Origin of the sequence: Galbibacter sp. BG1 (assembly GCF_013391805.1) — a bacterium.
Lineage (GTDB): Bacteria > Bacteroidota > Bacteroidia > Flavobacteriales > Flavobacteriaceae > Galbibacter.
The window spans coordinates 2,504,035-2,519,864 of sequence record NZ_CP058364.1 but is presented as its reverse complement, the minus strand read 5'-3'; the positions used below and the strand labels follow the sequence as shown (position 1 = coordinate 2,519,864).

Sequence of the window (15,830 nt, the reverse complement as noted above, 5' to 3'; positions counted from 1 at the left end):
CTACTTCTGAAATTTTACTTTCCCAGCTTTTAAATTTTTACAATAGGATTACCAAATACTAAATACAGTAAACCGTTTTTCTATTTACCTACTACCTGTCCCAATCAATAATAACTTTAAGGCTATCCTTATCATCGGCCCGCAAAATAGCCTTTAAAATTTGGTCTTTTCCAAAAATTTCTGAATCGTTGGTCATTTTACCCAGCCTTGGCAATTCATTATTGGCAATCATTTCGCTAGCTAAATTAACACCATGCATGGAAGAACCGTGAGTTGCCTGAAAACATTGGAGCTTATAATGAATGTCGTTATTCAAATCCAGTTTATGGTAAATAGCGGGTTTTCCATCTGGACCTTTAACACCTGCATGGGCATCTAGAACAGTATTGTAGCCCATTAATTGGGTGGCGAGTTCGTAACCCGACTGATGAGGAACATTCATCATTACAAAATGTGGTTCATTAAATGGTTTACAAGCTTCAAAAACCTTTTGAACGACATCTGAATCCCACAAAATACCTATAGTATTCTCATTTCCAAAATCTTTTAAAACCCTATTTAAACGTTCTTCCCCACGATTTACTACGATAATTTTTCTCGCATTTTTAGCTTGCGCTACCTGCAACGCGTAAGTGCTTTGGGAACCTGCACCTATTAGCACTACTACCCTATCCTCAATACAATTATTTACCCGCGTCATACCTTCCAAACAGCACGCTAACGGCTCCATTTGACTGATATAATTTAAATTTATGCTCTCCTTGAATTTTTTAATGGGCCCTAGCTCCACAAACCAATCTGGCAAAACAGCATGTGTTCTTGCAAACCCATGAAATTCGTGACCAGTGGCATGGGTATTAGGACAACTTGTCCAATCCCCTGTTCCTTTCCTTCCGCAATAAATACAATCCATATCTCCACAAGGCAAATCACAACCAATACCGATAATATCACCAACGGAAAATTTTTCGACACCAGCGCCTATTTTTATTACTTCACAACAAACTTCATGAAGAATAATTGCTGGCCATTCTTTTATACGAGGGAGTCCCTTTTTATAGATCACTACATCAGACTGGCAAATGGAAGTTCTTCTTATCTTTACTAAGACCTCCCCTTTTTTAGGATCTGCCAACACTTCTTCTTTTACTGTAAACTGCCCATTGGGCTTATCTAAATAATAAACCTTACTCTTTACCATATCCTTACTTTATTCCAGCAAAATAAGGTTTTAGGCTATAAACACTGGCCTGCTTTGCACTGCTGATTTTAGAAAGTATAATGAAAGTATAATTCAACAAAAAAGCCTTACTAGAATTAGTAAGGCTTTAAAGTGATCGCGCCAGGATTCGAACGCAATTCAATAAGCCTTACTATTCTTGGCATTCCAGAAAATTTAAAAGTCTTGTTGACCGATTTGTTGACCAAAATACAAAATTTTGCATTATTCGTTCAATTTATTGTAAAACACAGTTAATTGGATCAATTTAATTTCATCCAAGCAAATTAATTAACTGGTTTTTAATTATTTAATAGCCTCAAGCACGAGCAAGATGCTCGCCCTAGCGATGGGGATTACAAGACTAAAAAGGCGTATGCTTCCTAAAGCATAAAAAACCGCCACGGTGGGCGGTTTTTCATTATTTACTTTTGGCCCGTCCTAAAATAGCGATACACTAAAACTTTAGTGTAATGAAAACTGGACTACCTAATAAATTTGGTACTATTTTTATGCTACGTTATACATCTTTTTAATTTTTAGTTCCAACTCCTTTTCAGCTGGTGTTTTAAAGTCCAAGGCTGAATGTATCCTGACGTTGTTGTACCATTGGATGTAATTCTCAATAATTTGGTAAGCCTGCAGGTACGATTTGAAGCTATGCCTATAGATGCATTCGTATTTTATGGTCTTAAAGAAGCTTTCCGCCACGGCATTGTCCCAGCAGTTTCCCTTCCTGCTCATGCTCTGGGTTATTTTAGGGCTCATGTAAAAAAGGGACACCATTCTGTGGCAGGCGTACTGGCTCCCTTGGTCCGAATGGAAAAGATGGTTGTCCGTTATTTCCCTTCTTTTTCTGGCCAGGCTCCATGCTTTGTAAACGGTGTTCTCTACGGTCATATCTTCGCTTAAGACCCATGAAAGCACTTTTCTGTCCGCCAAATCCAATATTGTTGTCAGGTAATTCCAGCCATTCCCTATTTTGATGTATGTGATGTCCGATACCCATTTCTCGCCGAGGCTATCGCTGGTAAAGTCCCTCCCCAGTAGGTTTTCTGCAATCGGGAACGAATGCCCCGAATCGGTCGTGGTCACCCTGAACTTCCTGCTTAAAATACTTTTAAGCCCCATTTTTTTCATCAAAAGGGCAATGTAGGACCTGCTATAAAACACACCCTGCCTTTCCAGTACTTTCTGGATTCTTGAACTGCCATATATCCGGTTACTGCCATGGTATACTTCCCGGATCCTTTCTTTTAAGCCATCCAGGCCACTATTGGGCCTGCAGCCCTGGCCTGTCCTTAGCCAAGTGTAGTAGGCATTCTTGCTCACCCGCATGCATTTGCACATCTTTCCAACAGGGAATCTGCCTCTATGGTCTTTAATGAAACCGTATATCACCTGTCGCTCTTGGAAAAGATGCTTACCGCCTTTTTTAGGATATCGCGTTCCAACTTCACATCTTTCAGCTCTTTTTCCAAGGCTTTGATCCTCTGGTTTTCTTCACCTCCCAAAGAAGTATTTATACTGCCCGATGTTTTTGACATCCTTTTCCATCTGTTAATGGAGGCTTGACTGACACCATACTCATCCGATAGGGACTTGACCGTTCTGCCGGTACCCAACAGCTCTAGAATGGTAGCTTTAAATTCTTGGTCGTAATTGTTACTGTTCATAATACAAATCTAAGTTTATCACATAAATCCGTACCAACTAAATTAGACATTCCAATATATTTTTTATTAATTCGATAAGCAATCCAATGGAATCTTTTGTTCTTTCTGATTATTAATAAATTTAATGAATGCTGAGTTCAACCCATAAGTGCAAAACATTTGTTTCTTAGGACTTCAATTGGGTTTTGGTAATTAAATTTTCTAATCGGTCTGTAATTTAGTAATCTTTCAACTTCTTTTATTCTTTTTTCTGAGACTTTTCTCAGGTCTGTTTTCTTCGGAAAAAATCTTCTTATCACACCTATTCTATTCTCTACGGTTCCTTTATCCTGTGATGTATAAGGTCTGGTAAAGTATGTTTTTGCGTTGAGGAGCCTTCCTATTTTTTGATGCTGTGCAAACTCCTTTCCGTTATCGAAGGTCAAGGTCTTCACCCAAGATGAACTGAAGTTGGTGAGCCTCTTCTCCATTTTTTCATATACCTCCCCAGCTTCTTTCCCACTTAGTTTTTCCATCATCGTTACCAATGTGGCCCTGTCTGTCATTACCAAAAGAGCCGATCTGTGATTGCTTCCCATCATCAGGTCTACTTCAATATCGCCTATACGCTCACGGTGGTCCAGCACATCTGGGCGCTGGTCAATTCCTACACGGTTTTTAATGGCTCCCCGCTTATCCTTGGCGTTCCCTCTCTTTTGCCTCCTGCTACCATGCTTGAGATCTTTGTAGAGTTTAGCGTATTTAGCATCTGCCTTTTTCTTGCTCTTCTTAACGCTCCATATCCACTGGTATATTGTCTCGTGGCTCACACAGGTTTCCTCTTCAATAGCTAAGCGTTTGCTTATAAGTTCTGGACTCCACTTTTCATAACGGAGCAAACCCGCGATACGCTCTTTCAACTGTTCCGTGAGCTGTAATTTCTTGGGCTTCATTTTATGCCTGTTATCTGCTCTTCGCTGTGCATTTTTGGCTATATAGCTGCCAGCGGTCTTTCCCCGTTTGGCAATGTTCCTAGATAACTCCCTGTAAACGGTACAGGGGTCGACCCCGATAATTATAGCTATTTCACTTTTACTGATTTCTGTTTCCAATAAGGCTTCAATTTGATACCTTTGGTGGATGGTCAATTGTTTGTATTTTTTCATGCAAGATTAATATAACAATTGGTCCTAAAACTCTTGGGGCTAGCCCCAAGAGTTTTAAATATTAATTTTGCACTTATTCCTTGAACTTAGAAATTGTAAACTTAAGCCGTATATAAGAAAATTCTTTTTTCTGATTTAAAAGGTATTCTTGATAAGTGTTGGATAAAAGATTTCCAAAAAACATACGATTTAAAGCGTTTAAGACGATTATTCTATGACTTTAGGACGGAAGATTACCAAGATTAGAAAAGAGAAGAAGTTATCGCAAGTCTATATAGCTTCTTATGTGGGCGTGTCTCGTGATGCGATTTCCAAGTATGAGCGTGATGATATTGTGCCATCTGTTGAGAACGCTAAAATGATTGCTAAAGTTCTTGGTGTTTCCCTTGATTATTTGGTTTCGGAGGTTGACAGCTTGGAAGTTGTGGACGTGGATATGCTCAACCGTATGCATGAGATACAACGACTTTCAGAGGACGATAAAACTACCGTTATTAAAATCATTGATGCCTTTATTCGTGACACCAAGACAAAAAGGCCCACGCATAAAAAACCACCCGGAGGTGGCTTAAAATTATTCATACTGTTCTAATTCTTCTTCTAAATCATCTTTCAATTTATGAGGGTAGATGATTAAACCCTTGTTGTTTGGTGTATAAAAAACCACCGCTTTTAGATTGTCCTTATACATTCCAACAAGCCATTTTTCAATAAAATCATCCAAACCTATGGCTTTTGGCTTATAGTTTTCCCATTCATTTTGCGCGCATAGCTTTGCAAATTCTTTCTCTGGCCAAAAAGGCATTGCCTTCCTCCCTCCATCATCCATGGTCATTGCCCATCCATCGCCGTCATACAGACCCCAAACTTCTTCAAAATCCGCAATTTTTCTAATGAAATAATCATACCTTTCCTGTGCAGAAAGATTGATTATGTTACTTATTTTTTTATTAATATCCACCGTGTTTATGTTCTAATTTATGTAAATCTGCATCCTGTAATTTAGCATCTTTATAGCTATGTCCGTCTTTTGCTCTTTTTCCTCTAGGATGTGCCAACTCTTTTCCTCTACCTTTAGACCTTCTAGAGTTTCCTGGATTTCTTATTGTCTTGCGGTTACCATTTTTGATATGTCGCATTTCATTTTTAATCCACCCTCTGTCGGCTTTTCCAATTTTAGGATCATCAGCAAGTTCTTTTAACCTTTTCTGTTTTCCGCTTCGGCCTATCTTTTTTAACGCTTTTTTAGGATTTACCAAAATGCTTGTGGCGGTCAAAAGAGTCGAGCTTACCCCTAAGTCTTCTCCTACTGCCTGCAAAGTTAAATCTACAACTGTCGAGGCAATATCTAGTATGCTTAAGGATTCTATAGCCCCCCCTCTGCCTTGAATTACATCTCTCTCCCCAGGACTCCTATTAATAGCAAAGTCTGTTTCGCTAGTCTCGCTTGTCCCAACAACGTTGACTTCTACATCGTACGATTCTGTAGAAGTAATATTCCCTTCTGCGTCCAGATTATTCACGTAATCTGTTTGATCTCCACCTTTTGTGCTAACCCATGTTAAAGTACCATCCTCATTTTTATTCCATTCATCCAATTCCCCATCAGGATCTATCCTATTAATCGGATTATCTTGTACAAAATTATAAGGAGATAGCCAATCCCTTTCATTCGCCAACGGATCAAGGTTCATCCAACGTCCTATTGCAGGGTCATAGTTTCTTGCCCCAAAATCATAGGTGTTTATATCCAAGCTTTCATCATATTCTTTACCATTGTACTTCCAACGTTGTGCCACGCTGTTGCCCAGTGAGGACGTCATTGGCCCATAGCCCTTGTGCTGCAGCCCAAATGGATAGTAATTGCTCTCCTCCACGATCTCATTGGTGGCAATGCTTCCATTGCCGTCCGCATCTTGGTAAGACAGTCGTACGTTCCCCAAATGGTCCTTATATTGGTACACGTATTTGTACCCCGATCCTTCCGCATCCACATAGCCTTCGGGATGGCTGAAGAACTGTAACTCGCTGTTCTCATAGATATAATTGCCGGCATAGTCCGTCAATGTCACAGAACCCCCCTCGGTGACCCGCTTGCGCAGTTTCATCCCCGAGGCATCGTAAATATAGGTAATTTTGTCCGAACCGAAGCTCACCTCTTCCGGTAAATTCAGATGGTTGTAGCTGATATCCGTGATCCCCTTGTTGGCGTCGGAGGTCAGGTTGCCGTTTTCATCATAATCGTAATCATGACCTGACTTGTTCCCATCCTTGAACTCCCCTTTCATCAAAGCAGGGGTACTTACTGCATCGGTTACGCTCAAGAGCCTGTTACCGGCGTCGTAACCATAGGTAAGGTTATCCATTGGCCCGAAGGCCGTTGCCGCTTCATTGATGTGCCCTTTCCGGTGCAGTTTGGTAATGTTCCCGTTCTGGTCGTAGGCGACACCGCTTACACTGTAGTTTTGATCTGGTGTATTATCTACGGCCCCTGTGATCCTGTTCAGCGCATCGTAGCTATAGTTGTACTGGCTGCTCACCGGGTTGCCCGTCGAGTTCGTGCTCTTGGTGCCCCACTGCGTCTGGCTGATGTTCCCGTTGTAAAGGGCTGTCCCCCCCGTCGGGTCGTTGTACCTGATCCCGAACCCGAAAAGGCTGCCGCCAAGGTTCGATGGGTCGTTGATCCCTTTCAGCCAGCCGCGAATGTTGTATGCGTATTTGACGGTCTGTAGCGGCGCACTCTTGGTATTCCCCACCAGTTTTTCTTTAAGCTGCCCGAGATGGTCATAATCGTTGTGGGCGATCAGTTCCCCCTGTTGTGCGATCGAGCCATGGAATGTCCTTCCGCTGGTGGCCACAAAATGGAACCCGTCGGTAAGGGTGATATGTTCGCTGGCCGTCTTCCCCCAGCTTTCAACGGGCGCCTCACTAAGGGTGAAGCTCTCCCCATCGGCATTGTCGGAGCAGCCGTCAAAGCCACTGCCCTCCCCGATGCACTGGAAGTGGTCCTCTAACCTTCCCATGTGGTCGTAGGCAAAGCTGTCCACGGTGACCACCCATGTCCCGCTGCCCTTCCTGTGCATGGTCCTGCTCTGCTGCACCTTCCCCACAAAGTCAAGCTCGCTCTCCACTATCGTCGTCGTGCCCAGGTAATTGTTCCTCTCCTCGGTGTAGATGGCCCTGCCCTTGTCGTCGTAACCAGTGACCGTGGTGCTCCATGTGTCCTCCCCCAGCACCCGTACCTTGCTCACCGTGGGAAGCCCCTTGAGGCCTATCCCCGTTTCGGTCAGCTTACCGTTAACGTCACCGGGAACGGTAATGCCATCGGTGCCCACATAGCTCCCGTAATAGTTGATCGTCAGCACCTGGTCAAAACTGTCCGGAAACGCATCCTTGGTATAATGTACCGGGGTGCCCGCATAAGTGGTGGCCGAGGCCGTTTGGGTAACGAACTGCACCGTGTGCGCATCCGCCAACGACTGCAGTTCCTCCCTGCCAAGGGTATTGTTCAGGTCCTTTCCCGTGTAGGCCACACGGCCAAACGCATCATAAAGGGTGAACAGCCATTCATTGTTCTCCCCTTGCACGGCATCCTGGGTCATGATCGGCTGGTCCAACTTGTTGTAGACAATCGATTCCTTCCCCTTGCCCGGGATCTGCTTTTCCACCAATCGGTTCCTGCCGTCATATTTGTACTGGTAGCCAAGGGCCGCCAAGCTCGAACTGATCGTGGAAATATTTGCCGTGGTGGCGTTCATCTTCGGCGGCAGCACATAGGTTAGGTTGCCGTAGTCGTCGTACACGTAATAGGTATCGTGCATGGCCTCCTGTTCGTTGGCCGCCACCGTACCGTCCATGTTCACGTCCGAGGGGCCGTAGGTACGCTTGAGCACCACACGCCCCTGCTTGTCGGTGAATTCTTCTGTCGTATGGTTTTTGGTTGTAGTCCCAGGGTGGTTCTCGTCGTAGGTGGTGTTCTTATAGAGTTCACCGCCACCATAGTGTGTATCGCTTCCCGCTACCAGTACCGGCCTTTCGGTATCTCCACCGGTAAAGTCCACAGCAAAGAGCCGGACCTCCCCGTCCATGTTGGTGTCGTAACCGAACCCGATCTCATGACCGCTGCCAAGCTCCCAGGCCGCACCGGGTGCCGCCTGCTTTAGCACACGGTTCAGCGGTGAGGGCTCGAACTGTTTCTGTGAATAGGGGTTTTCTTGGTTTAAGGTGACATCCCCAGGGTAATGTGCCCGGTAGTACGCCTTTGTTGCACCCTCGGGGTCGTTGGAGCGGTAGGTCCCCACCGTCCCCGTGTCCATGTAAGGGAGCCAGTCCTTGTCCTGGCGCCCAAAACCGTCGTAACCGATGTGGGTGACTATATCCCTTACCCCGGTCCCTTCTATATAGGGCGAGGCCTTGATCCCAACCTGTTGCATCGGCCGGCCGAGGCCATCGAAATAGGTGATGCTCTCGATAACGTCGCTGTTGGACTTGATGCCCTCGCTGTCCTGCATCTTGCTCTGGTAACTGCGCGTGTATACATAGTTCTCGTTGCTGAAGGTCGCCGCCTGGTAAGGGCAGCCGTTGTTGTCTCCGGCAATACCGGGACAGGCATCGGTATTGTCCTCTACATAGCCCGTGGGCCTTATACTGCGGTAGACACTGTCGTTGGGGTCGCCAAAGCCATCCCCATCGCCGTCCCTGTAAAAGTTCTTCGGGGCGATGTTGGTTATCAGTTCCGTACTGTCGTCGTAATCGTCGTCGTTGCTCACGTGCCCCGTGGGCTCGTTGCAAGCCAATTGTGTCGCCCCGCTGTCCCCATAGCCATCGCCATCGGTGTCGGCGTACCAGGTGGAAAGTGCATGTACCGAACCGTCGTTGTCGTTACAGTCCCCAACAGGTTTTACCGTGGTACTGTACCCCGCTCCAGGGCTGGAGCACTGCTGCTTGGTGGATGCCGCATACCCGTCACCGTCCTTGTCAAGGTACCACGTGGACACCTCGTGCACCGAACCGTCGTTGTCGTTACAGTCCCCAACAGGTTTTACCGTGGTACTGTACCCCACTCCAGGGCTGGAGCACTGCTCAGTGGTGGATGCCGCATACCCGTCACCGTCCTTGTCGAGGTACCAGATGGGCTTCGGGGTCACCGTTACCTTTACCTTATTGCTGTAATCCGTCTGTCCGCAGGAGGTCGCCCGGCGCTTGTACCAGCGCGTACTGGTAACTGGGCCGGGAGCGTACGAAACAGAGGTGGCACCGGGGACATTGCTGAAGCCACTGGTGGAACTGCTGGTGGACACTTGCCATTGGTAAACGTAAGTCCCGGTACCGCCCGATGCCGGGGTGGAACTGGACAACGCTACGCTCTCGCCCGAACACACCGTAACGTCTCCTGCTATTCCTCCACCGTCAAGGTTGCCGTAGACCCTTACCTCTATGCCATCGGTATAGTCCGTCTGCCCGCAGGAGATTACCCGCTGGCGGTAGTGCATGGTCGAGGTCAGGTCCCCGGGGGCATAGGTGCTCCCCGTGGCCCCGGGGATATTGCTCCAATTCGAGCCATTGGTCGATTCCTGCCATTGGTAACTGTAGCTCCCGTTGCCCCCGGTCGGGGCGCTGCCCGTAAGGGTGCCCGGGTTCCCGTTGTAGCAGAGCGGGCCCTTCCCGTTCAGCACCCCAGCTTCCAACACCGGATAGACCGTGGCCTTGACCGGTAGCCTGGAAGGGGACTTGCACCCCGTACCCTCATTGTAGCTCTCCGCATAGTACGTCCTGGTACTGGGGATGCTGGGGGTGGTATAGCTTCCTGTCCCCGTGTAAAGGGGAGACCCACCGGTGGCACTGCTGTACCAGCGTACCCTGTTGCCATTGGCCCCAGGGGTGGCGCCGAGCGTTACGGGGCCCGCACCACCGCAACGGAAACCGTCGCTCACGATAGGCGGCGAGGGGACCTTGTGCACCGAATAGTCGACAAAGGAAAGCGACTCGCTCCAACAGCCCGTAAGGTCGTTGTGCGCACGCAGGTAATATTTTGTACCGGAACCAACCGTTATGTTCTTTGCCGAACTGCCCTTGCTGGTCCCGTTGTTGATGGACTGCCAGTACCAGGTGGTATTGGGGGGCGGGTTGCCACGCTCCAGTACTGTGGTACCGCAGTTGTTCGTATCCACCCATGGGCTCGAGGGCTGGTTGGGACGGCAGCTCGGCTGTACAAAGCGGCCGCTGGTCTGGATATTGTCACCGTCAACAACACTCTTGACCAGGATGATCACGCTGCGCGTGCTATTGGTCGTGTTCTGTGTTGTGGTCACCCTCCAGGCGTTACCGGAGGCCTTGGTTGCCGTTATCCAACTGGGCAGGGATGTGCCAGAGGTTGTCTCAAAGTTCAGAAAGCTAATGCTGTTATTACAGTTTGCCAGAGTGATCGGATAGGTCGCCGTATGCCCCATACTCGAAACATCGATGTCGATTGGGCTGCTGGAGATCGAACACGGAGGAGGAGGAGGCTTGTTCCCTTGCTTTACCGTAAAACCGCTCACCGTATTCCCGTTCACCTGGACGGGCATCGAGATCTCACGGTAACCGCTCGATAAGGACTGGCTCACAACACGTATCGAAGTACCGAACACATCGATGGTCAACCAACTTGGCTTGTTAAGCACCGTTACCGTTGGGGAAAAACAGCCACCCCCGGGAAAGTTCACGTACACATAGGAGGATTGACCGGGTGAATAGCCAAGGGTCACCTCATGGGTGCTCAGCTGTACCGTGTAACAGTTCTGGGATTGTCCACGGAAACTGAAAATCAAAAGAATAAAGGAAACTATTAGGGTAGGGTAAAGCTTTTTCATGTTATTGGTCTTTGTAGTGGTATCTGAAGTCGGAAAGAAGGTCAAGGTTGTCGTCCTTGGTCGTTTTCAGCCTATTGAAATCGTCGTATTCGTAATGGGTGGTCTTGCCCCTGGGGTCCGTCATGGTCTTAATACCAACCAAAGGTTCATAGGTATAAGTAGTCACTTGCGCCTTGGGGAGCAGTTCCCGCAAATTATCCAGTTGCGATAGGTTGCCCTCGTTGAAAGCCTCTAAAGAAGCTACCGAAACACCAAGGGCACCCGCGATCTCCACATAGGTCGCGTTCTCGACCTTCGCTATCGGGTACTCACCCTTGTAGCCCCAGAATATAGAATTGCCAGGATTAAACTGTCCTTTGTATTCAATTATTCTAGCATTATCATTATATGTATAAAAAAACTTTCTTTGATTTATAGAACTAAAATTTTTAGTATTTTCAGTTCTTTCATCCAAAACAATATGATTATTGTTCAAGACATACTTATTAGTTACTTTTGTTTGAAACTTATAGTTTTTAAATTCTTCATATTCTACCTTGAAATCATGCATAAATCTTGATCGTAGTAAATCCGTACCATTTACATTATCATCAAAATCTTTAGCATAAGAGTATTTTCTAACTACTACTTTTCCATCACTACCCGTTTTATTTAATTCTATTAAATTTAAATGCTTATTAGAATACCTATAGTTTTCCACACTAACGATAGAATTATTCTCAAAATTTAACGTTTCAGTTTTAGTTGCTAATCTCCTGTAACCAGTTGAAACCCGATAATTTGACCATTCGAATTGAAATTCGGCTCTAACTAAACTTCTTGGACAATTATTTTCATATACTTGAAGTATTCTAGTAGCAGAAATTATTTTATCATGTAGAATATCGTTTAATTCATTCATTGTACCAGGATATTCATAATAGTAATCTACAACTCTTTCTGGAGTTTGTTTTAAAGCTTTGTAGTGTTCTTCTTTCAAAAGATTGCCTCTTAACCATTCCCTGGAATCATCTGGAACATTAGGATACTGATTAATACTAGATAAATCTAATGCTTTGGAAAATTGGTAGATCGAATGACCGTTGCCGTCATTCCCATCCTTAAATTTTTCTAAAACTCTTTCATAACCAATTGAGCTTCCTTGTGTATATGTTAAAGAAATGTATGGAAATGTATTTCTGACATAATAAACATTCTCAAATGCACCGCATGTCTCGGCTACAGACCCAGCATATAAAATTTGATAATATGTTCCTCTGTAAACACTACCATAAATAGGAGGTTTTAACAAAAAACCTGATGATTCACCGTTTTCTTTATAATACTCATATTCTTTGATTAAAGTTTTATCTGTGGAAGGATCATAGCTTTCAATTTTAGTAACCCTCGCTCCACCTGCATAGTTATTCGGCGCTTTTTCGAGTTCCCAATTTACTTTCAATGTAAAAACGCCAGTGCCTAAAGAACCTCTATTAATGCCAATATAAGACACGTCATAAATACTGTTGGGCTCTACATCGAACTGTAATTCTTCATATTTTTGTGACCCATAATTAAAGGCAAATTCTGAATCATATACGAAATAATTAGAAGGATCTCCGCTTTTATGTATCCTTATTCTCATAGTTTCAGGCGCAAGATTGGATATACCAGGAGTAGTGAGATTTACTCGAACTTTTCCCAAAATACCCTCCTCAATCGAAAAAGAATTTTCTGGTGACAAATAGTCTCTACCAACGGTGTAGCTAAACGTTTTTTCATCAATTTCTTTTTCAATTAAATCCGAAGAATGTGAATGAGAAACGTATTCAAATTTTGAGTAGCCTTTTGTAGGATAAACTATTTTATTTAAGGTTCCGAGGGTTGAAAGTATCGAATCTGAAGAACGATCTCCTCCATTTAAAGTGACAACTATGTCTTGAGTAGGATTTAGGATCTCATATTTCAAAACCTTTTTGGGTTTTAGAGTTGTATTCTCATCTTTACCATTATAAAAGCCCCAATGGTCCTGCGCATATGAAAACCTACCAGGAAGAAATTTCCCTTTCGACTGCAAAAGATACTCAAAATTATAGGGAATTAATGAACCAAATATACTTTTCTGAAGGATTGACGTTAAATACAATCTATATATCCTTTGATCGGGTATATTTATTTGGGAAGCTTCCAACAAATTCTGTTTAAACTGGTATTTATAATTGAGTTCAAATCTTTTGATGGTATCATTTTTATCATTTATAACTACAATAGATTTTAGAGCAACATCTCCGATTAAATCTTTTCTAGGCAATGAATAATCAAATTTAATCTTTTCTCCAGAATTCAAATTTTTACAGTATAAAATTTTCTTTGCCTTTAAAAATACATGATGTTCAAACTCTTCTGGCCCTGGAAAAGTAGCAGGGTGCTGACCTTGCCCAATACGGTGATAATCTGCTTCGGATTTTGATTCAATATAATTATATTCTGTATTATCGTAGCCGTATTCAAAAATTTCCCCGTTCGGTGCCTCTATTTTGGAAACATACCAGCTTGAAGTAAAAAATGTGTTACTGTAATTAGGAAATGATCCTGGGACGATTTCATTTCTACTTTTTTCAAGTACATCCAATGTCGACTTTACTCCATCTGGCGTGGTTATTATCCATTTTGTTACCCAACCATTTTGTCTTTCATATTCTATTTTCACATTCTGATAAGGAATTGTTATAATACTACCATCGTAGTTTATTGCAAACTTACCACTGTACCCTCCAGGAAGCGAAAAATTAAAAATATCTGGTTGAGTATCGGTATGCCCTCTAGCTAGATTATAAAATTCATCATAATTTGTATAACTATCGGGAACTTCATCGGTATTGTATAAAAAGCCTTTACTATAATTGTCTGGGGAATCGTCAGGGTTGCCATATACTATTCTGCTTACGACACCTACACCACTTAAATTCCAATGCATACCCTTATCACCAGCCATTTCATTTACTTTAATACCAGTTGCCAAATAATTCATACTAAATACTAGATTTAATTGTTTAGTATTAAATTTATGAATAGGCACACTAATCTCTGGAGTACCTGTATAATAACCAATTTTAGTATTATCATATCTCGCAATTCCAGATGCATTAGGTGATGGAGGAAAAACATTAGGCTGGGCACCCTGAATATTATCCTGAGCTCTAGAAATAAAAATAGATGATACCAGTAAAAGGTTGTAAAAAAATTTAGAATTCATATTGAATAGTATTGATTGGTTGTATATATCTGATTAATTCATTATATAAATAACTGTCAAATGTTTTTTTATTATTAAAAGATGTGTTCTGTAAACCTAAAATTTACTCTACAGCTTTTGTTTCATTATCAAAATATAAAGCGTCAGTTCCTCAATCTTCTTGAGCAAAAGCATATTCATTTCCCCGACGCTAATACCTTCCTCGGCTATTTCTTCCGCCGAGGGTATTTCAGGTAAATGACCATAGATTTCAATATACTTTTTTAATTCCTTAAGAGACCTCAGCTTGTAATCTTCTTCAAATACATAGTCTGGTGCTGGTACGTTAATATCTATTTTCACCTCTTTTGCATGCATTGTTCCGTTTACTGTAAGTTTTTCATCTGGCGTATACGTACCTATTCCAACATCTCCTTTTTGGTCTACAATAACACTGGCATCTGAAATATTACTGTTTGCAGAAATCAGGGCGTTTGTTAAATTATTTCCTACAAAAGCATCTTCAACAAGCCAGGTGGCAATTACAGCTTGATCTGCTCCGACATCCCTAGATTGCATTACTTCATAGGCGACGTGATTAGGCTCTGTATTTCCATCAGCCACTCCAGCACCTCTAAAAATTGCGACATAGGGCTTTCGGTTTCCGTACCCTAATCCGCCTATAAGTTTATATAGGCCAAGCCTTCTGGCTGCTATTCTTAAAGAATTTGTTACTTTATCTTCCCATGCATCAAAGGAAGTAAGCAATCCTATTTGTCCTCTTTTTAGATTATTGAGCGCAATGGCAAGATCGTTTGAAGCTGCTTCGCTACCATAGGTATCATAAACTGTAGAAGAAACATGTTGATGTAAGCTTGCATCTATTATAGTTAAACACAATCCTCGACCCGATCCATGAACTAGATAATTACCGTCCAACTTTACCATTCTACTACCAAAATTGTTATAACCTGTACCACGCGCATACAAACTACTTTGGGCCAAACTATTTTGCAAGTGAAAAACAAGTAACGCTAACACCGTTAATACCTTAATTTTCATAGGTTTCTACTTTTGATTTAAGATTTTTAATTTCTTGATTTAAAAGATCGTTTTGTTCCTTAAGCTGAATGACATAAAGCGTTAATTCTTCAATCTTTCGCATTAGGACTTTATCCATATCTCCTAAATTCAATCCATCTTCCTCTATTTTTTTAGCCGATGGTACATCAGGCAAATGTCCTTTTTCTTCTATATGCTTTTTTACTTCTTCAATAGGTTGTAATTCATATCCTGATTCAAAAACGTAATCTGGCCACCCTTGAATGTCCAACCGTAGTTCTTTGGCATGAATATCGCCGTTTACCGTTAATTTGGCATCTGGATGTATGGTTCCAATTCCCAAACTCCCTTTGAAATAAGATTTTTCACCATTACCTCTTAGCATAGTTTCCCTGCCTAGCATAAAATATCCGTAATGCCGTCCATCATCGAATTGCGCCAGGTGCAATTGGATTTTTTCTGTATTGCCCTCTTCTGTTATCTGTATACCTTGATGAGGAGTACCCTGTTTTATATGTAAAATAGTTTCTGGAGAAGTTATCCCGACACCCAATTTACCATTGTTAGTATAAACCAATCCCTGATCATCGACATCATGTTGAGCATGAAGTGCGGATACAATTAAGAGTATAAAAAGTAGATTTTTTTTCAAATTGATTTTGG

General features: G+C 43.2%; 9 protein-coding genes. 1 reads left to right on the top strand and 8 read right to left on the bottom strand.

Annotated features, from left to right (window positions below):
* Positions 1 to 91 precede the first annotated feature (91 nt).
* The 3 genes from HX109_RS11040 to HX109_RS11030 form a co-directional block, all read right to left on the bottom strand.
* Positions 92 to 1,201, bottom strand: a complete 1,110-nt coding sequence (locus HX109_RS11040) for an alcohol dehydrogenase catalytic domain-containing protein (RefSeq protein WP_178951937.1) — start codon at positions 1,199 to 1,201, stop codon at positions 92 to 94.
* A 528-nt stretch (positions 1,202 to 1,729) separates the two neighbouring features.
* Positions 1,730 to 2,895 (bottom strand): IS3 family transposase gene (locus tag HX109_RS11035; protein ID WP_178951867.1). Its coding sequence is split into 2 segments (ribosomal slippage): positions 1,730 to 2,658 and positions 2,658 to 2,895, totalling 1,167 coding nucleotides; the frame shifts between segments, so codons are not numbered across the junction.
* 137 nt (positions 2,896 to 3,032) lie between these two features.
* Positions 3,033 to 4,040, bottom strand: coding sequence for an IS30 family transposase (locus tag HX109_RS11030; RefSeq protein WP_178949235.1), 1,008 nt, complete (start codon positions 4,038 to 4,040; stop codon positions 3,033 to 3,035).
* 214 nt (positions 4,041 to 4,254) lie between these two features.
* On the opposite strand from HX109_RS11030, the gene HX109_RS11025 reads away from it, so the two are divergent.
* Positions 4,255 to 4,632: a helix-turn-helix domain-containing protein gene (locus tag HX109_RS11025; RefSeq protein WP_178951935.1), complete on the top strand. Its 378-nt coding sequence runs from the start codon at positions 4,255 to 4,257 to the stop codon at positions 4,630 to 4,632.
* Here the strand turns inward: HX109_RS11025 and HX109_RS11020 are convergent.
* The 5 genes from HX109_RS11020 to HX109_RS11000 form a co-directional block, all read right to left on the bottom strand.
* A complete protein-coding gene (locus HX109_RS11020; protein ID WP_255462680.1) occupies positions 4,615 to 5,001 on the bottom strand; it encodes a DUF2750 domain-containing protein in 387 nt (128 codons plus the stop codon). The two genes, HX109_RS11025 and HX109_RS11020, sit on opposite strands and share 18 nt — an antisense overlap.
* Positions 4,991 to 10,891 (bottom strand): DUF6443 domain-containing protein, encoded by a 5,901-nt coding sequence (locus HX109_RS11015; RefSeq protein ID WP_178951933.1) that lies wholly within the window; start codon positions 10,889 to 10,891, stop codon positions 4,991 to 4,993. Before HX109_RS11015 ends, HX109_RS11020 begins: the two co-directional genes overlap by 11 nt.
* 1 nt (position 10,892) lies before the next feature.
* Positions 10,893 to 14,126: an RHS repeat domain-containing protein gene (locus HX109_RS11010; RefSeq protein WP_178951931.1), complete on the bottom strand. Its 3,234-nt coding sequence runs from the start codon at positions 14,124 to 14,126 to the stop codon at positions 10,893 to 10,895.
* A 108-nt stretch (positions 14,127 to 14,234) separates the two neighbouring features.
* Positions 14,235 to 15,167 carry an interleukin-like EMT inducer domain-containing protein gene (locus HX109_RS11005; protein ID WP_178951929.1) on the bottom strand — a complete coding sequence of 311 codons (933 nt, stop codon included), beginning with the start codon at positions 15,165 to 15,167 and terminating at the stop codon, positions 14,235 to 14,237.
* Positions 15,157 to 15,819, bottom strand: coding sequence for a hypothetical protein (locus tag HX109_RS11000; RefSeq protein ID WP_178951927.1), 663 nt, complete (start codon positions 15,817 to 15,819; stop codon positions 15,157 to 15,159). The genes HX109_RS11005 and HX109_RS11000 overlap by 11 nt, the downstream gene beginning before the upstream one ends.
* Positions 15,820 to 15,830 lie beyond the last annotated feature (11 nt).